We start from the raw sequence: 21563 nt of genomic DNA on the forward strand, positions 1-21563 counted from the left end.
GGGTTAGGGTGAGGGGCTTTCAGCGTTTGCTCGGGCATCCCTCACCCCCGGCCCCTCTCCCGGAGGGAGAGGGGAGGAAGCGTCCAGGCACTGCCCCGAGCGGCTCTGGCACAGGCGGAACAGCCATTCGCGAAGCTGCTTCAGTCCCATATCAGCACCTCGGCCGGGGTCGGGTTCCAGCCGTTGCACGGGTTGTTCAGTTGCGGGCAGTTGGAGATCAGCACGATCACGTCCATATGCGCGACCAACTCGACGTACTTGCCCGGCGCGGAGATGCCGTCCTCGAAGGTCAGGCCGCCCTCTGGGGTGACGGGCACGTTCATAAAGAAGTTGATGTTGGCGCCGATGTCGCGCTTCTCCAGGCGGCCGTCGTGCAGGCTGGCGCGCAGGAAGTTGTCGCGGCAGCTGTGCATATAGCGCTTGTCCAGCGCGTAGCGGACCGTGTTGCTCTCCTGGGCGCAGGCGCCGCCGAGGGTGTCGTGGCGGCCGCAGGTGTCGGCGCTGATGGTCAGCAGCGGGTTGCCCAGGTTGGAGTAGAGGACGGTGCCGGTGGTCAGGTACACGCTGTTCTGTTTGCGCAGGGTGCGTTGCGGGTCGTAGCGCTCGCGCGGGTTCTTGGCACTGAAGAAAAGCGTGTCGACCGCCTGGTTGCCTTCGAGGTCGAGCAGGCGCACGGTCTGCCCGGCTTTGACTTCGCAGAGGAACGGTTCACCGGCCGGGATCTCGTGACGGTAGGCGGCGGTGGCGGCGTGCTTGTCGCTGGCGGTAAGGCTCATGTCGGCGTCCTCAGATGTACAGGCGTTCGGTATTGTGGAAGCCGCGGCCGTTTTCCGGGCGCGAGGTGCGGCAGAGCACGCTGATGCCGTCGCTCTCGACCTTGCTCCAGCTCAGCTGCACCGGCTTGGGCGCGTACTGCGGGTTGGGGTCCATGGGGTGCTGCAGAGCGGTGAGTACCACCAGAGTGTCCATCGGCGCGTACAGCTCGATGTAGTCTCCGGCCTTGGAGTTGCCCGGCTCGAAGTGGAAGCGGCCGTCGCCATCGACCGTTACCTTGCTGAACAGGTTGAGCGCCATTAGCAGGTCCTGCAGGTTCAGGTTCCACTTGCCCATTTCCACCAGCAGGTTGTCCACGCCATTGCGGAAGTAGCCGTTGCGCAGTTCCTGATAGCGCCCGGTGCCGTACTTCTCGGTGACTTCTTCGGCGTTCAGCACGCCGCCGAAGCTGTCATGCCAACCGCAGGTGTCGGCGGTGATGGCGGCGAGCACGCGGCCCATATCCGAGTACAGGCAGTGGCCGGCGGTGAGCTTGGCGGTGTGCTGGCACTTGAGGGTGTCCGGCAGGTTCAGGCGTTCGCTTTTCTCGGCGGCGGAGAGCAGCAGCAGGCTGACGTTGGCGTCGCCTTCGAGATCGGTGATGCGCAGCACCTGGCCGCGCTTGAGGACGAAGGAAGTGTGGCCGCCGCCGGGTACGAACTCTTCGTACAGGGTCGGGCGCAGGGCGAGAGAGGCAGTCATGCTCAGGCTCCTTGGATAGCGGGTTGCAGGCTCACGGCGAGATGCGCCGGCAGAGTCGCGCGGCGTTCGCTGTTCAGCGGAATGTCGTAGGTGATGCGCGCGCCGAAGGCGTTCGGCGCGTGGGGGTCGATGCGGGTCTTGTCGAACACCAGCAGGCGGGTGCCGAGGCTGAAGCCCTCACTCAGATCGTGCGTGACCATAAACACGGTCAGCTTGGTCTCGTGCCACAGCTCCAGCAGCAGGGCGTGCATGTCCTTGCGAATGCCCGGGTCCAGCGCCCCGAAAGGCTCGTCGAGCAGCAGCACGCGCGGCTTCATGATCAGCGCCTGGGCGATGGCCAGGCGCTGCTGCATGCCGCCGGAGAGCTGGCTCGGGTACTTGTCCAGGGCGTGGCCGAGGCCGACCTTCTTGAGGATCACCTCGGCCTGGGCGCGGGCGTCGCGCTTGGCGGCGCCGAACAGGCGGCCGAGTAGCGGCGAACGCGGCAGCTCCAGGCCGATGGCGACGTTGTCCAGCACGGAGAGGTGCGGGAACACCGAGTAGCGCTGGAACACCACGCCACGGCTGCTATCCGGCTCGGCGGCCAGCGGCTGGCCGGCCAGCAGGATCTCGCCCTTGCTCGGTCGCTCCTGGCCCAGCAGCAGGCGCAGGAAAGTCGACTTGCCGCAGCCGGAGGCGCCGACCAGCGTGCAGAACTCGCCCTCGCGGATGATCAGGTTGAGGCGTTCCAGCACGACCTGGTCGCCGTACTGCTGCCATACGTTATTGACCTGAATGAAGCTCATGCCTTGGCTCCTTCATACCAGGGGAAGCACAGGCGGGTGAGTTGGCGCAGGCCCAGGTCCATCAGCCAGGCGAGCAGCGTGATCCACACCACGTACGGCAGGATCACGTCCATCGCCATATAGCGCCTCACCAGAAATATCCGGTAGCCGAGGCCGTCGGTGCTGGCGATGGCTTCGGCGGCGATCAGGAACAGCCAGGCAGAACCCAGCACCAGGCGCAGGGCGATCAGCAGGCGCGGCAGCAGTTGCGGCAGCACCACGCGCAGGATCAGAGTCCAGGTGCTGGCGCCGAGGGTCTGCGCCTTGATCAGGATCTCGATGGGAATCTCGCGGGCGCGCTGCTCCAGATCGCGGGCCAGCACCGGGGTGATGCCGATCACGATCAGCATCACCTTGGATAACTCGCCCAGGCCGAAGACGATGAACAGGATCGGCAGGATCGCCAGCGGCGGCACCATCGACAGCACGGTCAGCAGCGGCGACAGCGGTGCGCGGAACAGCGGCAGAATGCCGGCCGCGATGCCCAGGCACAGGCCGAGCAGGGCGGCGATGCCGATGCCCATGCCGAGGCGCTTGAGGCTGGCCGCGCTGTCCTGCCAGAACAGGTAGTTGCCGCTGCGCTTGTCCTCGGTGAAGGCCAGGCGGTCGATCGCGCTGACCATCTGGCCGGCGCTGGGCAACAGCTTGTCGTTGGGGTTCTCCGTCAGCCGCGCCGCCGAGCCGGTGAGATAGGCGAACAGCAGCAGGGCGAACGGCAGCAGGATCAGCAGCAGGCGGCCGCCGCGGTCCGGGTGTCGGTTGATCAGGCGCATGGCGCTCCTTGAATTCGGAGTAGGGCGGGTGCAACCCGCGAGCTCTCTAAACGCGGGTTTTACCCGCCCTACGGAATGCATTCGCACGCGGACGGTTCGGCGCCGCAACGTGGGAACGATCGAGCGCCTTACAGCTTGCCGTCGGCCGCCAGCTGCATGAACGACGGGTCGAAGCGCAGCTTGACGTTGCCCTTGTCGCCGGTGGTCACGTCGCGGGCGAAGCTCATGCCGATGGCGTCGGCGCTTTGCGCACCCTCGCCGAGCAGGCCGTGGCTGAAGGAAAACTCGGCCACCTTGGTCATGGTCGCCGGCAGTTTCGGGCTGTTGGCGAAGGCCACGGCGTCCTTGGCGCTGTAGAACATCTTGGTCGCGGCAAGCTGGGCTTCGTAGCCGGCGAGATCGGTACCGGAGGCCTTGGCCATATGCTCGCGGGCGGCCTTGCCGGCGGCCGAATCGGCGCTCATGGTCGCCATAATTTCGTACCAGGCGCCGGTCAGAGCCTTGCCCAGGGCCGGGTTGTCCTTCAGCGTCTCGCTGTTGACCACCATCAGGTCGATGATCTCGCCGGGGATCTGGCTGGAGTCGAATACCTTGGTCACCGCCGGGGTGGCTTCGATCTCGGCCAGCAGCGGGTTCCAGGTGGCCACGGCCTTGACGTCGTCGGTGGCGAAGGCGGCGACCAGGTCGGCGTCGGAGGTGTTCACCACTTTCAGGTCTTTCTCGCTGAGGTCGGCCTTTTCCAGGCCGCGGGCGAGCAAGTAGTGGGAGACGGAGAGCTCGACCAGGTTGACGTCCAGGCCCTTGAGGTCGCCCAGGGTCTTCTTCTCGCCCTTGAGCACGATGCCGTCGTTGCCGTTGGAGAAGTCGCCGATCACCAGGGCGGTGCTGTCCACGCCACCGGCCGCCGGAATAGTGAGGGCGTCCATATTGGTCATGGTGCAGCCGTCGAACTGGCCGGCGGTGTACTGGTTGATCGACTCGACGTAGTCGTTGAGCTGGGTCACTTCGATGGCGATGTCGTACTTCTTCGCCCACTTGTCGACGATGCCCTGCGCGGCGCCGTATTCCCATGGCATCCAGCCGGCGTAGATGGTCCAGCAGACGTTGAATTGGTCTTTCTTCTCGGCGTGAGCGGGGATGCTCAGGGTGGCAGCGAGGCCGGCGGCGATCAGCGAGGACAGCAGGGACTTGCGCATGGGTAGACCTCCAGTTCTAGGGAATGCGGGCAGGAGCGGCGCGGCACTGGCCTGACGGATCAGGTGGCGCGTTCTCCCGGGCTTTTGTCCCGCCGTGTAACCCCTGTCGAGGTCGCCAACTCTCGGACCAGTCACCCGTCGTGGTGGACGGGCCGGAACCCTAGTCGGCCATTGCAAGTTGTAGTGCCGCGCCCCTTGCGGAGTGCTTCTGCATGTCTGGGCTCAAGCGAACATCGTGCCAGTTGCGCCCTGTTGCGGATTTGCTGGTGCGCCGGCTGGCTTCGGTGTGGTGACGGCGAACATCGCGCACGAAAGCGGTGCGCGATGTTCGCTGTTGGTGCTTAGAACCTGTTTCGAGTCTTTTGAGCTAGAGCCAAGTAAGGCGCAACGACCAGTGGGAGTAACAGCCGCAGGCTGGCCCGAAGGGTGAGCGCTAGCGAATAAATTGGGTGAGGGCCGGAGTCGCGGGCGACTTTACGAGGTGTAAATGAGCAGCCCGAGACTGCGCGTCCCGACCCAATTTCAACGCAGCATGGCCGACGATCAAGAGACTCGAGGCTGGTTCTAGAGCTGGTTGTCGGCGGCCAGCTGCATATAGGTCGAGTTGAAGCGCAGCATGATTTGCGCCTTGTTGCCCAGCACGCGGTCGTCGCCGAAGGAGATGCCCAGGCGTTGCAGGCCCTTGCCCTCGCCGAGCAGCTGCTGGGCGTCGGCGAAATCGGCCACGCGCTGCATCATGTCGGGCATCTTCTCGCCGCGAGCGAAGGCGGCTGCCGAGCGCGGTGCATAGAAGGAGCGAATGGTCTTCAACTGCTCGTCGAAGTCCGCCGGAGTGGCGTCTGCCGCGCCTGCCATCTGCGCGCGTGCCGCCGCGCCGGCGGGGGTTGGCAGGCCCATCAGGCGCATGCCCTCGAACCAGGCACCCGTCAGGGCGCGGCCCAGTTCCGGGTGTTGGGCCAGGGTCTGGCTGTTGATCACCAGCAGGTCGAGGATCTCGCCGGGCACGTGGCGCGAGCTGAACACCTGCACGCTGTCGCCGTCCTGGCGCAAATCGGAGAGGATCGGGTTCCAGGTCACCACCGCGTCGCCCCGGCCGCTGCGCCAGGCCTGGGCCAGCTCGGTGTCCGAGACGTTCTCGATGGTCACGTCGCTTGGCGTCAGGTGCGCCCATTCCAAGGCGCGGCTGAGCAGGTAGTGGGACACCGAGTTTTCCACCAGCAGGATGGTCTTGCCCTTGAGGTCCTTCAGGTCCTTGCTGCCGCCGCGCAACAGGATGCCGTCGGCGCCGGCGGAGAAGTCGCCGACGATCAGCGCGGTGCTGTCCAGCCCGGCCGCGGCGGGAATGGTCAGGGCATCCATATTGGTCATGGCGCAGGCGTCGAACTGGTTGGCGGTGTATTGCTCGATGGAGGCGACGTAGTCCGGCACCTGCTGGACCTGGATCTCGATGCCGTACTTGTCCGCCCATTTGTCGATGATGCCCTGCTCGGCCATGTAGCCCCACAGCATCCAGCCGGCGTAGATCGACCAGCAGACCTTGAATGGGCGTTTCTCGGGGGCGGCGTGGGCGGGCTGCAGGAGCAGCAGGACGAGCAGCGAACAGGACAGCAGGCGAGTCAGCATGACAACCTCGGGACAATGGACGGAGACAGGATGGCGGCGGCCGCGTCGCGCGTTTCTCCCGGGCTTTTATCCCTCCGTGTGACCTCGAACGAGGTTGCCCACTCTCGGACCAGCCACTCACCTTTGGCGAGTCGGAACCCTAGTCGGCCATTACGTTGTCCAACTGCCGACCCAAGCGGGCCGGCACATCCTGCACCCAGATTAATAGCGAATGGCGTGCCAGATCGCTCTATTTAGAGCGTTTCGTGATGAATATCGCAGGCTGACCGGACGCTGTCGTTGTTTGTGCGCGCCATGCTGGTGCGCTCGTGTTTCGGCGTGGTGCGAAATGCGCGGATACAACTTTCGGGAGCAGCCGCCGCTGCACTTCGTTCAGGCGCCGTGATCAAAGCCAGTGGGAGCAGTCCCGGGTGCCGGCAATCGCCGGCCCCTTCCCAGCGGTCGAAGGAGGCCGCCATGTCACGTCTAGCCCTTGTCCTTGCAGTGCTCGCTATCAGTCTCAGCGGTTGTGCCGTGTACGGCGACGATTATTACCGTCCCGGCTACAGCGTGCAGTACTACGAAAGCTATCCGTCCCACCGCGTCTATTACTACGACGATGACCGCAACAACTACCGCTGGCATCGCGACCGCTACCAGGATCGCCGCCACTCGCACTACGCGCCGGGATACGACGGCCGTTACCAGTGGCATGACGACCGTCGCCGCAACGATCGGCATGACGGTCACCGCGACCGGGATCGTCAGCGGGTGCATGGCTACCAGCCGCCGCGCAATGGCTGGGACCAGCGCTACCGCGATCATGATCGGCGCGACCAGTCGTCCTGGCAGCGCCATGGTGGGCAGCGCTATGACGGCTACCCGCGCGACCGCGGCCAGGATCGTGACCGGCGCCATGATCGTGATCGAGGGCGTGACCATGACCGCGATCGCAATCGCCACTCACAGCGAGGCGAAGGGACGAGCGGCTGGCGCCTTTCCAACTGAAAAAACAGCGGCGGGCCTCAGGGCCCGCCGCTGTTTCCATAACGCCCTCAGGATCTACTCGACGAACAGCTTCTGCACCGCCGAGAAGTCCAGCTTGCCGTCGCCCTGCTTGAGCAGCAGGCGGTACAGTTGTAGCGCCAGCGAGCCCATCGGCGTGCTGCTGCCGGTGGCCTGCGCCGCCTCCTGGGCCAGGCCCAGGTCCTTGGTCATCAGCTCGGCCATGAAGCCGCCGCTGTAGCCCTTGGACGCCGGCACGTTCTCCATCACGCCCGGCCAGGGGTTGTACTTCTCCAGGCTCCAGTTGCCGCCCGAGCTCTGCCGCATGATCTCCGCCAGCACCGCCGGGTCCAGGCCGCTGGCCACGCCCAGGGCCATGGCCTCGGCGGTGCCGATCATGTGCACGGCGAGCAGCTGGTTGTTGCACACCTTGGCCACCTGGCCGGCGCCATCGGGGCCGGCGTGGAAGATGTTCTTGCCCATGGCGGCGAGGATCGGCCGGGCCTTCTCCAGATGCTCGGCTTCACCGCCGACCATAAAGGTCAGGGTGCCGGCCGCGGCGCCGGCGGTGCCGCCGGAGACTGGTGCGTCGAGCAGGGCGATGCCCTTGGCCGTTGCCGCGGCGTGCACCTTGCGCGCCGAGTCCGGGGCGATGGTCGAGCATTCCAGCACCAGGGCGCCGGGGGCGATCTTTTCCAGCAGGCCATCGGCGCCCAGGTACAGGCCTTCGACATGGCGGCTGGCGGGCAGCATGCTGACCACCACGGCGGCGCCCTTGACCGCGTCGGCGGCGCTGGCCGCCGGTTGCGCGCCTTCCTGCACCAGCGTGGCGACCGACTCCTGGACCAGGTCGAAAGCGCATACGGCGAAGCCGTTCTTCAGCAGGTTGCGGGCCATGGGCAGGCCCATGTGGCCGAGGCCGATAAAGGCGATCTGGGTCATTGTTGTTGTTCTCCTTGGTAGCCGGTGATTCCCCTCTCCCTGCGGGAGAGGGGTGAGGGGTTGAGGGGCCACTTGCGGTCCGCTCCCTCACCCCGGCCCTCTCCCAGGGGGAAAGGGAGAGTTACAGTGCGTAGCCCGGATGCAATCCGGCGCGTTTCGGATCTCTCCCGGATTTCATCCGGGCTACAGCTCGTTGTTACAGATCCGCCAGCGGATGCGCGCCTTCCCAGACCGGCTCGAAGTGCGCGGCGATCACCGCCGGCGGGATGGTGGCCGGGTCGGGCCAATGCCACTTCGGCGTCTGGTCCTTGTCGATCAGGCGGGCGCGCACGCCTTCCGGGAATTCCGGGTGGCGGCAGCAGTTCAGGCTCATGGCGTATTCCATGCGGAACACCTCGGCCAGCGACAGGTGACGGGCGCGGCGGATCTGCTCCCAGACCAGGTGCGCGGTCAGCGGGCAGCCGGCGGCCAGGGTCTTGGCGGCTCGGGCCAGCGGCAGGTCGTCGTCGCCATGCAGGGCGGTGATGGCGTGCCAGGCGGCGGGCAGGTCTGCCAGGTCGAGCAGGGCGTCGATGCGTGCGCGGCGTGGCAGCCACTGGGCCTCCGGCAATTCCGAGCGGGACTCCTGCTCCAGGGCACGGAGCAGGCTGTTGAGCTGCTCGGGAGCCTGCTCGCGCCAGTTCATCTGCACCAGGCCTTCGATCAGCACGTCCTGCTGGTCGTCACGCAGGAAGCGGTCGGCCAGGTCCAGGTCCAGGGCGTCGCGAGCGTTGATGGCGGCGGCAGTGAGGCCGAGGAACAGGCCGAGCTTGCCCGGCAGGCGGGCGAGGAACCAGCTGCCGCCCACATCCGGATACAGGCCGATATTGATCTCCGGCATGCCCAGGCGGCTGCTCGGGGTGACGATGCGGATGGCCGCGCCCTGCATCAGGCCCATGCCGCCGCCCAGCACATGGCCGTGGGCCCAGCAGATCAGCGGCTTCGGGTAGGTGTGGATGCGGTGGTCGAGGCGGTATTCATCGGCGAAGAAGCGCCGGGCCAGCGGGGGAATCTCACCGGGGTGCTCGCGGCACTGCTGCACCAGCTGCACCACGTCGCCACCGGCGCAGAAGGCCTTGGGGCCGTTGCCGCGCAGCAGCACGCAGGCGATGCCATCATCCTCGGCCCACTGCTTCAGCTTGGCATCCAGCGCCTCGATCATCGGCAGGGTCAGGGCATTGAGGCTCTTCTCCGCGTCCAGGCTGGCGATGCCGATGCGGTAGCCGTGCAGGGCGGGGCGTTCTTCGAAGGTCACGTTCATCGTTTCGTCCGTTCGGGTAGGGCGGGTGAAACCCGCGATTTTTACCTTGTGGCCATCACGCGGGTTGCACCCGCCCTACGGAATTTTCGTGTCATTTGTTGCGCCAGTGGGCGTCGCGTTTTTCCAGGAAGGCGTTGACGCCTTCGCGGGTGTCGTCGGCATCGAACAGGTCGACGAAGCGCTCGCGCTCCTCGCTCAGCCAACTGTTCGGGCCGCGTTCGCGGGCACCCTGGATCAGCGGCTTGATGGTGCGTACCGCCACCGGGCTCTGCCGCGCCACCTTGGCCGCCAGCAGCAGGGCGGTGCCACGGGCCTCGCCGCTGTCCACCACCTGCTCGACCAGGCCGATGCGCAGGGCGGTCTCGGCGTCGATGCGCTCGCCGCAGAGGATCATGCGCTTGGCCCAGCCTTCGCCCACCAGCCAGGGCAGGTTCTGCGTGCCGCCGGCGCAGGGCAGCAGGCCGACGGTGGCCTCCGGCAGGGCCAGCTGGGATTGGCGCTCGGCGATGCGGATATCGCAGGCCAGCGCGCACTCCAGCCCGCCACCCATGGCGTAGCCGTTGATAGCGGCGATGGACACGCCACGGAAGTCACGCAGGGTCTCGAAGGCCTCGCCGAAGCGCCGCGCCATCTCGCGGGCGCGGGCCTTGTCGCCGTCGGCGAACAGGTTGAGGTCGGCGCCGGCGCTGAAGAACTTGCTGCCCTGGCCGGTCACCACCAGGGCGTAGATATCGTCGTCGCGGTTGAGGTGCTCGACCACCTGCTTGAGGCCGATCAGCGAGTCGCGGTCCCAGGTGTTGGCCGGCGGATGGTTGATGGTGATCAGCGCGGTGTGGCCGTGCTTCTCCACCGTCAGCTTGTGGGTCAGGTCGAACATGCCGGGGTTGTAGGGTTCGATGGCAGTGGTCATAACAGTCCTCGTCAGATTGCTCCCCTCTCCCCGCGGGAGAGGGGCCGGGGGTGAGGGTGTGCGGGGCAGCTCGGTCCCCTCACCCTAACCCTCTCCCGGCGGGAGAGGGGACTAAAAGCTACAGCAGGCGATCGAGCATGCCGCCCTGGTCCAGCAGGCGGCGGGCGATGATCACCCGCATGATCTCGTTGGTACCTTCCAGTATCTGGTGTACCCGGCTGTCGCGCACCCAGCGCTCCAGCGGATAGTCATTCAGATAACCGTAGCCCCCATGTAGTTGCAGGGCATCGTTGCACAGGGCGAAGCAGTGGTCGGTGGCGAAGCGCTTGGCCATGGCGCAGTACAGCGCGGCCTCGCCGTGGCCGTGGTCGAGCTTGTGCGCGGCCAGGCGCACCATCTGCCGGCTGGCGGTCAGGTCGGTGAGCATATCGGCCAGCTTGAACTGCAGGGCCTGGAACTCGGCCAGCGCCTTGCCGAACTGCTTGCGTTCCTCCACGTAGCGCAGGCTCTGCTCCAGCGCCGCCTGGGCCGCGCCCAGCGAGCAGCTGGCGATGTTCAGGCGGCCGCCGTCCAGGCCCTTCATGGCGTAGACGAAGCCCTGGCCCTCGGGACCGATACGGTTGCCGGCGGGGATGCGCACGCCCTCGAAGGTGATGGTGCGGGTCGGCTGGGCCTTCCAACCCATCTTGTCCTCGTTGCGCCCGTACTTCACGCCCTCGGCATTGGCCGGCACCAGGAAGCAGGAGATGCCCTTGGCGCCGTCCTCGCCGGTGCGCGCCATGACGATCAGCACGTCGGTGCTGCCGGCGCCGGAGATAAAGCACTTGCTGCCGTCCAGCACGTAGTCGTCGCCATCGCGGCGGGCACGGCTGCGCAGATGGGCGGCGTCCGAGCCAGCGTCCGGCTCGGTCAGGCAATAGGAGGCCAGCAGGCGACCCTCGGTCAGCCCCGGCAGCCAGGCATCCTTCAGCGCCTGGTCGGCGAAGCTGGCGAGCATCCAGGTGGCCATGTTGTGGATGGTGATATAGGCCGTGGTGGCCACGCAGCCGGCGGCCAGCTGCTCGAAGATCAGCGAGCTGGTTAGGCGCGACAGGCCGAGGCCGCCGTCTTCTTCCTTCAGATACAGGGCCAGGTAGCCCTGCTCGGCGGCGCGGCGGATCACCTCCACCGGGAAGTGATGCTCGCGGTCCCAGTCGGCGGCGTGCGGTGCCAGCTCCCGGGTCGCGAAGGCGCGGGCGCTGTCGACCAGCAGGCGTTGTTCGTCGTCGAGTTCGAAATCCACTGCGGTTCCTCGCGCTGTTGTGCAAGCGATGCGGGGGAGACTGGCTCCCCCGTTCGCGCGTCACTTCAGGGTGATGGTGGTGTTGACCTGGCCCACTTCGTCCTCGTCCAGCCAGCGCTGGGTGACGGTCTTGGTCTGGGTGTAGAACAGCACCACCTGCTTGCCGTAGGGGCCCAGGTCGCCGAGCTTGGAGCCGCGCGAGCCGCTGAAGGAGAACAGCGGCACCGGCACCGGGATCGGCACGTTGATGCCGACCTGGCCGACGTCGATCTCTTCCTGGAAGTGCCGGGCGGCGGCGCCGGAGCGGGTGAAGATGGCGGTGCCGTTGCCGTTCGGGTTGGCGTTGATGATCTCGATAGCCTCGTCCAGGGTCGCGGCGTGCATCACGCACAGCGCCGGGCCGAAGATTTCCTCCTGGTACACGCTCATCGCTGCGGTCACTCCGGAGAAGATGGTCGGGCCGACGAAGTTGCCATTCTCGTAGCCCGGCACCTGCGGGTTGCGGCCGTCCAGTTCGAGTTTGGCGCCTTCGCCGACGCCCTTGGCGATCAGCCCGCCGACGCGGTCGAGGGCGGCGCAGGACACCACCGGGCCGACGTCGGTGCCCGGCTCGGTGCCGGCGCCGATCTTCAGGGTCTTGGCCTTTTCCACCAGCTCGGGCAGCCACTGTTGCGCCTCGCCGACCAGGATCACCACCGACAGGGCCATGCAGCGCTGGCCGGCGGCACCGAAGGCGGCGCCGACCAGGTTGTTGAGGGTCTGCTGGCGCGGTGCGTCGGGCATGACGATGGCGTGGTTCTTCGCCCCCATCATGCACTGGGCGCGTTTGCCGTTGGCGGTGGCGCGGTTGTAGACGTGGGTGCCGACCTTGGTCGAACCGACGAAGGACACGGCCTTGATATCCGGGTGATCGCAGAGCAGGTTCACCGCCTCGGCGCCGCCGTGGATCACGTTGAGCACGCCGGCCGGAATGCCGGCCTCGATGGCCAGCTCGACCAGGCGCATGGTCACCATCGGGTCCTGCTCGGACGGCTTGAGGACGAAGGTGTTGCCGCAGGCGATGGCCATGGGGAACATCCACAGCGGGATCATCGCCGGGAAGTTGAACGGGGTGATACCGGCGCACACGCCCAGCGGCTGCTGCAGGGTGTAGGTGTCGACGCCGGCGGCCACGTTGTTGGCCAGCTCGCCCATCTGCAGGTTGCCGATGTTGGCGGCGTGCTCGACCACCTCCAGGCCGCGGAACACATCTCCCTCGGCGTCGGCCAGGGTCTTGCCCTGCTCGGCGGTGAGAATGGCGGCCAGCTCCTTGATGTTGTCGCGGATCAGTTGCTGGTACTTAAGGAAGATCCGTGCGCGGGCGCCGATCGGCGTCTTGCGCCAGGTTTTGAAGGCGCCCTTGGCCGCGGCGATTGCGGCGTTCATCTCCTCGGGCGTGGCGAAGGGCACGCGGGCCAGGACTTCCTGGGTGGCCGGGTTGACCACGTCGCGCCACTGGCTGGTCTTGGATTCGACGAATTCGCCGCCGATCAGCAGCTTGATCGTGGGGACTGCGCTTGCTTGGGTTGTCATCGTGCGTTCCTGCCAAGTGCGGAAAGGGCTCGGCGAGCCTGTTGCAGTCGATGCTAGCAGTGCATTTTTGCTAGTGGCAACGGGGTTATTTGCAAGTGTATTCTGCGTTTTTGCACAGTGGGGCATCACCTTGGACTGGGACAACCTGCGTTATTTCCTCGAGCTGTCCCGCGGCGGCAAGCTCACCGTCGCCGCCCGCCGCCTGGGCGTCGACCACACCACGGTGGCGCGGCGCATCCAGGCGCTGGAGAAGAGCCTGGAAACCCAGCTGTTCCTGCGCAGCGCCGCCGGCTACAGCCTGACCGAGGCCGGCCGCAACCTGCTGCCCCAGGCGGAAACCATGGAGAGCGCCTTCAGCGGCATCGAGCGGGCGCGGCAGACACCCAAGGAGGGCCTGTCCGGCCTGGTGCGCATCGGTGTCACCGAGGGTTATGGCGCGATGATGCTGGCGCCGCAGCTGGCCGAGCTTATCCGCCGCCATCCCAACCTGGGTATCGACCTGCTGGCGGCGCCGCGCATGCTGCAGCTGTCGCGCCGCGAGGCGGATATCGTCATCACCCTGGATCGACCCGAGCGCGGCCCGTTCATCATCACCAAGCTGACCGACTACTGCCTGCGCCTGTACGCCTCGCCGGACTACCTGGCGCGGCATGCGCCGATCCACAGTCGCGAAGACCTGCGCGAGCACGGCTTCGTCAGCTACATCGACGATCTGCTGTACAGCAAGGAGCTGCTCTACCTGGACGAGCTCGGCAAGCCCAACCATGTGCCGCTGCGCAGTACCAGCATCCTGATCCAGCAGCAGGCAGCCGCCGCCGGTGCCGGCATCGCCATCCTGCCGTCCTTCGCCGCCGACGCCGATTCGCGCCTGCAGCGGGTGCTGGGCGAGGAGGTGAAATTCATCCGCACCTTCTGGATGCTGATGCCCACCGAACTCAAGGGCATCGCACGGATGCAGGCGACCTGGAACTTCCTGCGCGAGATGGCGCAGACCAGCAGGGCGGTGATGATGGGAGAGGAGATTTTCCGCACATGAAACGGCGGCGCCAATGGCGCCGCCGCATGTTCAGATCGAGCAGATCATCCCGGCCAGTTCCACCCGGCCGAAACTGGCGCCGGGGTCGAGCGGGGTGATGGCCAGCAGTTGGTCGAGACGTACTTCCTGCTTGCCTTCTTCGGTCTGCAGCACGAGGAATTCCTCCTTGCTCGGGGCCGTGCGCGTATCCAGCGCCCTGGCCACGAAGCTCGGACCCTCGACCAGCTCGACCTGCAGGCGGTAGCCATGCATGCAAGCGATCTCCAAGAAGTCGTGCAGATCGCAGTTCAGGGGTTGATACGTGTTCATGGCGTTCCTCCTCGGCTCAGCACGAAAAGTGCCTGTGCATCGGTGATGCTGCGTTAAAAACAGGCTCAGAATGCTCATTTACAAGTTGTAAACTGCGCTTCTTCGCCTGTTTTTGCCTTGCCTGACCTTCGCTCGGCGACTTTCGTGCTGACCCTCAGCAACCCTGCAGCGGGATGATGAAGTAGCCCTGCTGGACGATGGCCGCGGCCACCTCGGGGTGGGCCGGTTTGCTGTGGCAGAACTGGCAGCGGCTCTGCGACACGTCCGCATCCTCCACGCCGCGGCTGGCGAGCCATTCGCGGGCGTAGCGGGTGGCGAGTGCCCGGTCGTTGCCTTCGATGAGCACGTCGAAGTGTAGGTAGCCACCGTCCACCGTGCGCACGTGGGTGTCGAACACTTTCACGTTCATCTTATTTCTCCTCTTTCCAGGTGGCCGGCAGCGACAGGTCGCCGGAAGCCACGTCCCATACGCTGGAGACGCACAGCAGCGGGTTGTGCAGGTCGGCGTTGACCTGCAGGGCGGCGGTCACGCCGTCGTAGTTGAAGCTCTGCGGGAAGCCGACGGCGGCCAGCGGTACGCGGATGCGCGCGGCATCGTCCTGCACGCTGAGGTCATAGCCGGGCGAGTCGATGTAGATCGGCGCACCGGGCCAGGTGGCTGGCAGTTTGGGTTTGGCCCCCTCGGGGATGTCGCGCACCTTGAGGCCGGAAGGACCGCAGCTGGCGTCCTTGGTCAGCACCACCCAGTGGGAGTGCCACAGGCCGCCGTCGTTGTCCTGCTTGCCGTCACGGTTTTCATCCAGCTGCGGGGTGTCGTCGAAGTCCGGGTGCGAGGTCAGCGCCAGGGCGAGGATGCCCGAGCCCTGCTCGAAACCGACGCTGCCGGCGTCCAGGCTGGTCGGCCAGACGTAGCTGTACACCTCGGCGGCGGCGAAGCTGCCCTTGGCGGCAGGCACGCGGCTACCGGCCTTGCCGTCGACCAGCTGTTCGAACACCAGGTCGCTGCCGTCCTTGAGCACGCGGGTGTGGACCAGGTCGAAGGCGGCGTCGACCTTGGCGGTCTTCTCGCTGTGGATGCCGCCCGGGCCATGGGCCCACGCCTGGCTGGCGAGGAGCGCGGTGAGCGCGAGAGCGAAGGGGGCTTTCATGGTCGGCTCCTTATTTGAGGTCGTCGATGGAGGCGCCGAAGTTCAGGTGCAGCACCTGGCCATCGACCACCAGTGCGGGCACCGATTTGACGCCGGCCTGTTCGGCCTCGGCGACGCGCTGCTGCTGGTCGCCGAGGTGGACGACCTCGACCTTCACTTGTGGGTCGAGCAGGTTGAGCAGGGTCTGTTCGGCCGAAACGCAAACGGGGCAGCCGGCGTGATAGAAGCGTGCGTTGGTCATGTCGAGTCTCCTTCAGATTGAATTTGTATCGATTCGATACTGATTCGAAGGCTACTCCCGTTCCGCTCTTTGTCAATATGGTTTTTAGTCGATACTATGTTTCGACAGGAGTGATATATGACCGGCACAACTCTCTTCGATCTGCTCGAGCGGCTGACCAGCCTGATGCGTATGTGGAATCGCCAGCACCCGCTGCTGGCGGAGCTGCAGTCGATCCAGGTCAGTGCGTTGATCTATCTGTCGCGCTGCAACCGCTACTCGAACACGCCGCTGGCGGTGACCGAGTACCTGGGGCTGACCAAGGGCACGGTGTCGCAGTCGCTCAAGGCGCTGGAGGCCAAGGGCCTGATCGAGAAGAGCCAGGACCCGCGCGACCGACGCAGCGTGCACCTGCGTCTGACCGAGCCGGCCCAGGCGCTGGTGGCGGCGATCACGCCGCCGGATTTCCTGGTGACGGCGCTGGCGCAGATGGGCGAACGCGCGGAGCAACTGGAGGCATTGCTCGGCGATCTGCTACGGCAGATCCAGCGCAACCAGGACGTGCCGGGTTTCGGCCTGTGCCGCACCTGTCGCTTCCACCAGCAGCGCGACGGCCAGCCATTCTGCGGACTGACCGGGGAAACGATGACCACGCCCGATATAGAGCTGATCTGCCGCGAGCACCAACCGCCGGAAGCGGCCTGAGCTAGACCCTAGCGATAGTCGCCAGGCCGGTGGCGATCAGCTTCTCCGCCCCATTCTTCACGGCGAATACGTCGGCGCGGCACACCGCCTGGCGCTGGCCGGCCTTCAGCACTTCGCTGCGGCACACCAGACGCTCGCCGATGGCCGGGGCCAGCAGGTTGAGCTTGTACTCGCTTGTGACCACGTCGCCGACCATCGAGGCCGCCGCCCAGGCACAGCCGCTGTCAACCATGAAGCCGACCACCGCACCGTGCATGTAGCCGTGGTGCTGGCACAGGTCCGGCCGGCTGGGCACCTGCAGGCTGACCTTGCCCGGCGCGAAGTCGAGCAGTTCGGCGCCCAGCAGCTGGGCGAAGGTGGAGTGCTGCAGCGCCTGCTCCAGGCGTTCGCGGCTGATGCCTGTTGCGGTCTCGGTTCCGGTCTCGGTGGTGTTCATGATCCGTGCTCCTCGGCAATGGGAGCTTGCAGTCTTGGTCGGCTTTCGCGGCGCCGCCACGCGCATCCAGCGGCGTGATGAGCTGGCATCAGCCTTGACTTGCCCCGGTGCCTTCCCTAGCGTGCCGTTTTCGTTTTTCAGCAGGAAAGCCGCATGAGCGCCGACGACCGCATCAAACTCGAACCGGGCTGGAAGGAAGCCCTGCGCGAGGAGTTCGACAAGCCCTACATGCGCGAGCTGAGCGAGTTCCTGCGCGCCGAGAAGGCCGCCGGCAAGGTGATCTACCCGCCGGGGCCGATGATCTTCAATGCACTGAATTCCACGCCGCTGGACCAGGTCAAGGTGGTGATCATCGGCCAGGATCCGTACCACGGGCCGGGCCAGGCCCACGGCCTGTGCTTCTCGGTGCAGCCGGGCGTGCCGGCGCCGCCGTCGCTGGTGAACATCTTCAAGGAACTGAAGCGTGACCTGAACATCGACATCCCCGAGCACGGCTACCTGCAGAGCTGGGCCGAGCAGGGCGTGCTGCTGCTCAACACCTCGCTGACCGTGCAGCAGGCCAGCGCCGGCTCGCACGCCGACAAGGGCTGGCAGCCGTTCACCGACAAGGTGATCGAGGTGGTCAATGCGCGGCCGGGCAACCTGGTGTTCCTGTTGTGGGGCGCGCACGCGCAGAGCAAGCAGAAGCTGATCGACAGCACTCGCCACCTGGTGCTGAAGTCGGCGCACCCGTCACCGCTGTCGGCCTATCGCGGCTTCCTCGGCAACGGCCACTTCAGCCGCACCAACAAGTACCTGGAGCAGTGCGGCCTCACTCCGATCGACTGGCGACTGCCTCCCCTGCAGGCGTAGCGCATTCCAGCCCGGCGATATCCTCGCGCAGGGCGCCCAGGCGCTCGCCGAGTTGCTGGCGCTGGGCCGGGCTGGCGCTGGCGATCAACTGGTCGAGCAGCTGCGCCAGGCTGCGCTCGCTATCGGCGAACGAGCGCCGGTAGTCCTCGCTCCAGTAGCTCTGGCGGTCACGCAGCAGCGCCTCGATGCGCTGCGCAAAATCGGCGCTGCGGCGGCCTTCCAGTTCCTGCAGCAGCGCTGCCTGCCAGCGCTCGCGGCTATCCAGCCACAGACGGTTCTGCTCGCCGCGTTGCTCGGCCCAGCTCTGCACCAGGGCCTTTTGCTGCTGGTTCAGCTCGCCGAGCCAGGGCTCCAGGCGTTCCTCGGTGGTCTCGCGACGCTTGGCGATCTGCTTGGCCAGTGGCGGCTCGACGAACTCGCGGCGCAGTTTCTCGTTTTCCTTGGCCATCGACTGGCGCAGCTGCTGCACCTGCTGCGGGCTGAGCTGTTGCAGCAGGCCGGCGGCGGTCGGGCTGATCTCGCTGGACACCGTGCCGAGGGAATCGCGCAGGTCGCCGAAACGGGCCATCAGGTGGGCGGCGTCCAGCTTGCCGGCGGCCAGGTCGGCACGGTCCTGGTCCAGCCAGCTGGCCAGCTGCGGCAGCTGGGTGCTGCAGTGCCAGGCCAGGTGCTGGTCCAGGCGCGGCTTGAGCCAGGCCTTCTGTTCGGCGTTGAGGTCTAGATAGCTGTCGATACGCCAGGTCAGCAACCAGTCGAGGTTGCGGTAGGCCAGGTCGAGGCGGCTGCAGGCGGTCAGCAGGGTGATGCCGGCCAGCAGCACGAGCAGGGGCAGGGCAGAGAGTCTTCGTCGCATGGCAGGCCTCGTCTTGATTAGCCTGGGCCGAGCATAGTGCGTGCGGATGGCCGCAACATGACGACGACACATCCGCTAAAAAACTTGGGCCTCAGTCCAGGCGTTTGTGGATGCGCGATACCGCCAGGCCCAGCAGAGCCGCGCAGAACACTATTAGGATCAGCATCTCCAGCCACAGTTCAAGCAACCCGGCCTCGCGCAGCATGATGCCGCGCGACAGGCGCAGGTAATGGGTCAGCGGCATCAGCTCGGCGATCCACTGCGCCACCTTGGGCATGCCGGCGAAGGGGAACATGAAGCCGGACAGCAGGATCTGCGGCAGAAAGGTGAAGAAGGCCAGCTGCATGGCCTGGAACTGGGTGCTGGCCAGAGTGGATAGCCACACGCCGAGGGCCAGGCTGGCGATGATGAACAGCAGCGAGGCGCCGTACAGGTCGAGCAGCGAGCCGCGCACCGGCACGGCGAACATCCAGTGGCTGACCACCAGGATCACCGAGACCTGGATCAGGCCAATGCCGACGAAGGGCAGGACCTTGCCGATGGTCAGCTCCCAGGGCGACACCGGCGTGGCGATCAGCAGCTCCAGGTTGCCATGCTCGCGCTCCCGGACCAGGGCCACGGCGGTGAACATCACCATGGTCATGGTCAGGATCACCCCGAGCAGGCCGGGTACGGTGTTCAGCGGCGCCAGGCGTTCGGGGTTGTAGAAGTTGACTACCTCCACGCCCGGTACGCCGCTCCAGCCGGCGAGGGGAAAGGCCGCCAGCTGCCGGGCCGAGGCCTGTACGCTCTGGTCGGAGCCGTCCACCACCAGTTGCAGGGGCGCGCGGCTGGGGTCGTGGCGCTGCAGGCGCGCGTCGAAGTCGCGGGGTACCACCAGGGCGGCGCTGATCCGCCCCTGGCGCATCAGTTGGTCGATCTGCTGCGGGTTGTCCAGCCGGTACTTCACCTCGATCACCTGGCTGGAGGCGATCTCTGCCACCGCCTCGCGTGATTGCGCGGTGTTGGCCTGGTCCAGCACGGCGGCCTCGATGCCGCGCACGTCCATGTTGATGGCGTAGCCGAACAGCACCAGCTGCAGCAGCGGCACGCCGGCGATCATGACGAAGGTCAGCTTGTCGCGGCGCAGCTGGCGCAGCTCCTTGAGGACGACGGCGCCCATGCGACGCAGGTTCATGACGTGGCCTCCAGCGGCTTGCGGGTGACGGCGACGAACACGTCTTCCAGGTTGGCCTCGCCGTCGCGCAGCTCGGCCTCTACGCCGGCGCGGCGCAGGGTGGCGGCGATGTCGTCGCGGGCGTTTTCGCTGGCGCAGAGCACGCGCAGGGTGGCGCCGATCTGTGCGCTGGCCAGCACTTCCCGATGGCCGTGCAGGGCGCGCTGGGCCGCGCGCGGTTGGGCGCATTCGATCAGCAGCGGGTGACCGGGCAGGGCGTCCATCAGCTCGCGCGGGCTACCGTCGGCGACCAGGCGGCCGGCGTCGAGAATCCCCAGGCGGGTGCAGCGCTCGGCCTCGTCCATGTAGTGGGTGGACACCAGCAGGGTGGTGCCTTCCTCGGCCAGCTCGAACAGCGAGTCCCAGAATTCCCGGCGCGATTGCGGGTCGACGGCGCTGGTCGGTTCGTCGAGCAGCAGCAGGTCGGGCTTGTGCAGCACCGCGCCGGCCAGGGCCAGGCGCTGCTTCTGCCCGCCGCTCATGGTGCCGGCCAGCTGCTTGCGGCGGTCGGTGAGCCAGTAGCGTTCCAGCAGTTCGTCGATACGCTGGCGGGTTGCGCGGCGGCCGATACCCTGCACGGCAGCGAGGAATTCCAGGTTCTCCTGCACCGTCAGGTCTTCGTAGAGCGAGAACTTCTGGGTCATGTAGCCGATGCGCCGCTTCAGTTCCTCGGCGTCGCGGGGGATCTGGCAGCCGAGCACTTCCACCTCGCCCTCGCTGGGCTGCAGCAGGCCGCAGAGCATGCGGATGGTGGTGGACTTGCCGCAGCCGTTGGGGCCGAGGAAGCCGAACACCTCGGCGCGCGGCACGGAGAGATCGAGGTGGTCGACCGCGGTGAGCTTGCCGAAGCGCTTGCTCAGACCGCGGGCGCGGATCACCAGCTCATTGCCGTTCATCGCGCTCACCCGAGATGCGTTGCGCCTGCAGCGGCAGACCGGCCGGTAGCTGGCGTGCGGCCTCGTCTTCGAGCACCAGCTCGGCGCGGTACATCAGGCGGCTGGCGTCGTCGCCGGTGAGAGCGTAGTAGGGGGTGAAGCTGGCCTCGCTGCGGATGCTGCGCACTTTGGCATTGAAGGTCTGCTCGATGCCTTCGACATGGATGCGCATGGCATCGCCGACCTGCACCTGAGAGCGGATGCTGGCGGGGATGAACACGCGGGCATAGGGCGCCTCGCCGACCAGCAGGCTGACCAGTTCGGCGCCGGCCGACGGCTGGTCGCCGACCTTGAACGGCAGGGCGTCGACCACGCCGGCGCGGGGCGCGCGCAGGCTCAGGTGTTCGCGGCCGACTTCCAGCTGGGCCAGGTTGCCGCGGGCCGCATCCAGGGCGGCAGCGGCCTGTTCGATCTGCTCCGGTCGGGTGCCGTTGGTCAGCTCGCGCAGCTGCGCCTCGGCGCTGCGGGTGGCGGCGCTGGCCTGGTCGCGGGCGGCGCGCGAGCGGTCCAGTTCGGCGATGGCCACCTGCTTGCGCTGGTAGAGCGCGGCGATGCGCTGGAAGTTGCGCTCGGCGTCGGTCAGTTCGGCACGGTTGCGCGCCAGGGTGGCGCGGGCCGCGTCGATGGTCTCGCTGCGCGCGCCGTTGCTCAGTTCGGCCAGGCGCGCGGTGGCCTGGTCCACTTCGCCGCGGGCCTGGGCGATGCGCGCGTCTTGGCGGCGCGGGTCCAGTTCCAGCAGGAGCTGGCCGGCCTCGACCCGATCACCCTCGGCGACCTTCCAGGCGAGGATGGTTTCCGAGGCTTCGGCGGGAACGCCCACTCGGTCCCATTCCAGGGTGCCCAGCAACTGTTCGCCGGAGGAGTCGCAGCCGGTGAGGCTGGTGACGAGCAGGCTGGCCAGCAGCAGGCCAGGTAGCGGCAGACGGTACATC

Annotated in this window: 24 protein-coding genes and 2 riboswitches; of the genes, 4 read left to right on the forward strand and 20 right to left on the reverse strand. The window is 66.7% G+C overall.

What is annotated here, in order from left to right; translation table 11 throughout:
* Nucleotides 1-140: 140 nt before the first annotated feature.
* From FFS62_RS19145 to FFS62_RS19170, 6 genes are all read right to left on the reverse strand, one after another.
* Nucleotides 141-776 (reverse strand): urea amidolyase associated protein UAAP2, encoded by a 636-nt coding sequence (locus FFS62_RS19145; protein ID WP_137974437.1) that lies wholly within the window; start codon nucleotides 774-776, stop codon nucleotides 141-143.
* Nucleotides 777-786: 10 nt separating this feature from the next.
* Nucleotides 787-1515 (reverse strand): urea amidolyase associated protein UAAP1, encoded by a 729-nt coding sequence (locus tag FFS62_RS19150; protein WP_137974438.1) that lies wholly within the window; start codon nucleotides 1513-1515, stop codon nucleotides 787-789.
* A gap of 2 nt (nucleotides 1516-1517) precedes the next feature.
* Nucleotides 1518-2300 (reverse strand): ABC transporter ATP-binding protein, encoded by a 783-nt coding sequence (locus tag FFS62_RS19155; RefSeq protein ID WP_137974439.1) that lies wholly within the window; start codon nucleotides 2298-2300, stop codon nucleotides 1518-1520.
* On the reverse strand, nucleotides 2297-3112 hold the full coding sequence (locus FFS62_RS19160; RefSeq protein WP_137974440.1) for an ABC transporter permease: 816 nt from the start codon (nucleotides 3110-3112) through the stop codon (nucleotides 2297-2299). The genes FFS62_RS19155 and FFS62_RS19160 overlap by 4 nt, the downstream gene beginning before the upstream one ends.
* Before the next feature lie 128 nt (nucleotides 3113-3240).
* The gene (locus FFS62_RS19165; protein ID WP_137974441.1) at nucleotides 3241-4308 is read right to left on the reverse strand and encodes a putative urea ABC transporter substrate-binding protein; all 1068 of its coding nucleotides are present in this window, start codon (nucleotides 4306-4308) and stop codon (nucleotides 3241-3243) included.
* 71 nt (nucleotides 4309-4379) lie between these two features.
* Nucleotides 4380-4483, reverse strand: a riboswitch (guanidine-I (ykkC/yxkD leader).
* Nucleotides 4484-4872: 389 nt separating this feature from the next.
* Entirely contained in the window at nucleotides 4873-5931 is a 1059-nt protein-coding gene (locus tag FFS62_RS19170; protein WP_137974442.1) for a putative urea ABC transporter substrate-binding protein, read from the reverse strand.
* 53 nt (nucleotides 5932-5984) lie between these two features.
* A riboswitch (guanidine-I (ykkC/yxkD leader) is annotated at nucleotides 5985-6085 on the reverse strand.
* A 329-nt stretch (nucleotides 6086-6414) separates the two neighbouring features.
* Between FFS62_RS19170 and FFS62_RS19175 the strand changes: the two genes are divergently transcribed.
* The gene (locus FFS62_RS19175; protein WP_137974443.1) at nucleotides 6415-6918 is read left to right on the forward strand and encodes a hypothetical protein; all 504 of its coding nucleotides are present in this window, start codon (nucleotides 6415-6417) and stop codon (nucleotides 6916-6918) included.
* Between the two features lie 54 nt (nucleotides 6919-6972).
* Here FFS62_RS19175 and mmsB read toward each other — a convergent pair whose 3' ends face one another.
* The 5 genes from mmsB to FFS62_RS19200 all read right to left on the reverse strand — a co-directional run bounded on the left by mmsB (nucleotide 6973) and on the right by FFS62_RS19200 (nucleotide 12921).
* On the reverse strand, nucleotides 6973-7857 hold the full coding sequence (gene mmsB / locus FFS62_RS19180) for a 3-hydroxyisobutyrate dehydrogenase (RefSeq protein ID WP_137974444.1): 885 nt from the start codon (nucleotides 7855-7857) through the stop codon (nucleotides 6973-6975).
* Between the two features lie 196 nt (nucleotides 7858-8053).
* On the reverse strand, nucleotides 8054-9157 hold the full coding sequence (locus FFS62_RS19185) for an enoyl-CoA hydratase/isomerase family protein (protein WP_137974445.1): 1104 nt from the start codon (nucleotides 9155-9157) through the stop codon (nucleotides 8054-8056).
* A gap of 91 nt (nucleotides 9158-9248) precedes the next feature.
* The gene (locus FFS62_RS19190) at nucleotides 9249-10067 is read right to left on the reverse strand and encodes an enoyl-CoA hydratase (RefSeq protein WP_137974446.1); all 819 of its coding nucleotides are present in this window, start codon (nucleotides 10065-10067) and stop codon (nucleotides 9249-9251) included.
* Between the two features lie 118 nt (nucleotides 10068-10185).
* Nucleotides 10186-11349, reverse strand: coding sequence for an isobutyryl-CoA dehydrogenase (locus tag FFS62_RS19195; protein WP_137974447.1), 1164 nt, complete (start codon nucleotides 11347-11349; stop codon nucleotides 10186-10188).
* 60 nt (nucleotides 11350-11409) lie between these two features.
* Nucleotides 11410-12921, reverse strand: coding sequence for a CoA-acylating methylmalonate-semialdehyde dehydrogenase (locus FFS62_RS19200; RefSeq protein WP_137974448.1), 1512 nt, complete (start codon nucleotides 12919-12921; stop codon nucleotides 11410-11412).
* Between the two features lie 130 nt (nucleotides 12922-13051).
* On the opposite strand from FFS62_RS19200, the gene FFS62_RS19205 reads away from it, so the two are divergent.
* Nucleotides 13052-13957: a LysR family transcriptional regulator gene (locus tag FFS62_RS19205; RefSeq protein WP_137974449.1), complete on the forward strand. Its 906-nt coding sequence runs from the start codon at nucleotides 13052-13054 to the stop codon at nucleotides 13955-13957.
* Nucleotides 13958-13987: 30 nt separating this feature from the next.
* On the opposite strand, the gene FFS62_RS19210 is transcribed toward FFS62_RS19205, so the two are convergent.
* The 4 genes from FFS62_RS19210 to FFS62_RS19225 form a co-directional block, all read right to left on the reverse strand.
* Nucleotides 13988-14266 carry a Rho-binding antiterminator gene (locus FFS62_RS19210; protein WP_137974450.1) on the reverse strand — a complete coding sequence of 93 codons (279 nt, stop codon included), beginning with the start codon at nucleotides 14264-14266 and terminating at the stop codon, nucleotides 13988-13990.
* A gap of 154 nt (nucleotides 14267-14420) precedes the next feature.
* Nucleotides 14421-14675 carry a DUF2024 family protein gene (locus tag FFS62_RS19215; RefSeq protein WP_137974451.1) on the reverse strand — a complete coding sequence of 85 codons (255 nt, stop codon included), beginning with the start codon at nucleotides 14673-14675 and terminating at the stop codon, nucleotides 14421-14423.
* Between the two features lies 1 nt (nucleotide 14676).
* Nucleotides 14677-15414, reverse strand: coding sequence for a hypothetical protein (locus FFS62_RS19220; RefSeq protein WP_137974452.1), 738 nt, complete (start codon nucleotides 15412-15414; stop codon nucleotides 14677-14679).
* 10 nt (nucleotides 15415-15424) lie between these two features.
* On the reverse strand, nucleotides 15425-15655 hold the full coding sequence (locus tag FFS62_RS19225) for a thioredoxin family protein (protein WP_137974453.1): 231 nt from the start codon (nucleotides 15653-15655) through the stop codon (nucleotides 15425-15427).
* Nucleotides 15656-15772: 117 nt separating this feature from the next.
* Here FFS62_RS19225 and FFS62_RS19230 point away from each other — a divergent pair, with 117 nt between their 5' ends.
* A complete protein-coding gene (locus FFS62_RS19230; RefSeq protein WP_137974454.1) occupies nucleotides 15773-16339 on the forward strand; it encodes a MarR family winged helix-turn-helix transcriptional regulator in 567 nt (188 codons plus the stop codon).
* Between the two features lies 1 nt (nucleotide 16340).
* Here FFS62_RS19230 and FFS62_RS19235 read toward each other — a convergent pair whose 3' ends face one another.
* A complete protein-coding gene (locus tag FFS62_RS19235) occupies nucleotides 16341-16775 on the reverse strand; it encodes a PaaI family thioesterase (protein ID WP_137974455.1) in 435 nt (144 codons plus the stop codon).
* A 153-nt stretch (nucleotides 16776-16928) separates the two neighbouring features.
* Here FFS62_RS19235 and ung point away from each other — a divergent pair, with 153 nt between their 5' ends.
* The gene (gene ung / locus FFS62_RS19240) at nucleotides 16929-17627 is read left to right on the forward strand and encodes a uracil-DNA glycosylase (RefSeq protein WP_137974456.1); all 699 of its coding nucleotides are present in this window, start codon (nucleotides 16929-16931) and stop codon (nucleotides 17625-17627) included.
* On the opposite strand, the gene FFS62_RS19245 is transcribed toward ung, so the two are convergent.
* From FFS62_RS19245 to FFS62_RS19260, 4 genes are all read right to left on the reverse strand, one after another.
* The gene (locus tag FFS62_RS19245) at nucleotides 17587-18480 is read right to left on the reverse strand and encodes a DUF6279 family lipoprotein (protein WP_137974457.1); all 894 of its coding nucleotides are present in this window, start codon (nucleotides 18478-18480) and stop codon (nucleotides 17587-17589) included. The genes ung and FFS62_RS19245 overlap by 41 nt on opposite strands.
* 91 nt (nucleotides 18481-18571) lie before the next feature.
* Nucleotides 18572-19657, reverse strand: a complete 1086-nt coding sequence (locus FFS62_RS19250) for an ABC transporter permease (protein ID WP_137974458.1) — start codon at nucleotides 19655-19657, stop codon at nucleotides 18572-18574.
* The gene (locus FFS62_RS19255) at nucleotides 19654-20592 is read right to left on the reverse strand and encodes an ABC transporter ATP-binding protein (protein WP_171016372.1); all 939 of its coding nucleotides are present in this window, start codon (nucleotides 20590-20592) and stop codon (nucleotides 19654-19656) included. Before FFS62_RS19255 ends, FFS62_RS19250 begins: the two co-directional genes overlap by 4 nt.
* A complete protein-coding gene (locus FFS62_RS19260; protein WP_137974459.1) occupies nucleotides 20579-21562 on the reverse strand; it encodes an HlyD family secretion protein in 984 nt (327 codons plus the stop codon). Before FFS62_RS19260 ends, FFS62_RS19255 begins: the two co-directional genes overlap by 14 nt.
* Between the last annotated feature and the right edge of the window lies 1 nt (nucleotide 21563).

The sequence above is a fragment of the Pseudomonas sp. F(2018) genome (assembly GCF_005508865.1).
Classification (GTDB): Bacteria; Pseudomonadota; Gammaproteobacteria; order Pseudomonadales; family Pseudomonadaceae; genus Aquipseudomonas.

Excerpts from the sequence above, each read along its gene's own strand:
- FFS62_RS19255 (WP_171016372.1), bottom strand. The coding sequence starts at position 20,592 with ATGAACGGCAATGAGCTGGTGATCCGCGCCCGCGGTCTGAGCAAGCGC.
- ung (WP_137974456.1), top strand. The coding sequence starts at position 16,929 with ATGAGCGCCGACGACCGCATCAAACTCGAACCGGGCTGGAAGGAAGCC.
- FFS62_RS19155 (WP_137974439.1), bottom strand. The coding sequence starts at position 2,300 with ATGAGCTTCATTCAGGTCAATAACGTATGGCAGCAGTACGGCGACCAG.
- FFS62_RS19215 (WP_137974451.1), bottom strand. The coding sequence starts at position 14,675 with ATGAACGTGAAAGTGTTCGACACCCACGTGCGCACGGTGGACGGTGGC.
- FFS62_RS19185 (WP_137974445.1), bottom strand. The coding sequence starts at position 9,157 with ATGAACGTGACCTTCGAAGAACGCCCCGCCCTGCACGGCTACCGCATC.
- FFS62_RS19260 (WP_137974459.1), bottom strand. The coding sequence starts at position 21,562 with ATGTACCGTCTGCCGCTACCTGGCCTGCTGCTGGCCAGCCTGCTCGTC.
- FFS62_RS19190 (WP_137974446.1), bottom strand. The coding sequence starts at position 10,067 with ATGACCACTGCCATCGAACCCTACAACCCCGGCATGTTCGACCTGACC.
- FFS62_RS19200 (WP_137974448.1), bottom strand. The coding sequence starts at position 12,921 with ATGACAACCCAAGCAAGCGCAGTCCCCACGATCAAGCTGCTGATCGGC.
- FFS62_RS19145 (WP_137974437.1), bottom strand. The coding sequence starts at position 776 with ATGAGCCTTACCGCCAGCGACAAGCACGCCGCCACCGCCGCCTACCGT.
- FFS62_RS19170 (WP_137974442.1), bottom strand. The coding sequence starts at position 5,931 with ATGCTGACTCGCCTGCTGTCCTGTTCGCTGCTCGTCCTGCTGCTCCTG.
- FFS62_RS19150 (WP_137974438.1), bottom strand. The coding sequence starts at position 1,515 with ATGACTGCCTCTCTCGCCCTGCGCCCGACCCTGTACGAAGAGTTCGTA.
- FFS62_RS19220 (WP_137974452.1), bottom strand. The coding sequence starts at position 15,414 with ATGAAAGCCCCCTTCGCTCTCGCGCTCACCGCGCTCCTCGCCAGCCAG.
- FFS62_RS19245 (WP_137974457.1), bottom strand. The coding sequence starts at position 18,480 with ATGCGACGAAGACTCTCTGCCCTGCCCCTGCTCGTGCTGCTGGCCGGC.
- FFS62_RS19165 (WP_137974441.1), bottom strand. The coding sequence starts at position 4,308 with ATGCGCAAGTCCCTGCTGTCCTCGCTGATCGCCGCCGGCCTCGCTGCC.
- FFS62_RS19250 (WP_137974458.1), bottom strand. The coding sequence starts at position 19,657 with ATGAACCTGCGTCGCATGGGCGCCGTCGTCCTCAAGGAGCTGCGCCAG.
- FFS62_RS19210 (WP_137974450.1), bottom strand. The coding sequence starts at position 14,266 with ATGAACACGTATCAACCCCTGAACTGCGATCTGCACGACTTCTTGGAG.
- FFS62_RS19160 (WP_137974440.1), bottom strand. The coding sequence starts at position 3,112 with ATGCGCCTGATCAACCGACACCCGGACCGCGGCGGCCGCCTGCTGCTG.
- FFS62_RS19230 (WP_137974454.1), top strand. The coding sequence starts at position 15,773 with ATGACCGGCACAACTCTCTTCGATCTGCTCGAGCGGCTGACCAGCCTG.
- FFS62_RS19235 (WP_137974455.1), bottom strand. The coding sequence starts at position 16,775 with ATGAACACCACCGAGACCGGAACCGAGACCGCAACAGGCATCAGCCGC.
- mmsB (WP_137974444.1), bottom strand. The coding sequence starts at position 7,857 with ATGACCCAGATCGCCTTTATCGGCCTCGGCCACATGGGCCTGCCCATG.
- FFS62_RS19225 (WP_137974453.1), bottom strand. The coding sequence starts at position 15,655 with ATGACCAACGCACGCTTCTATCACGCCGGCTGCCCCGTTTGCGTTTCG.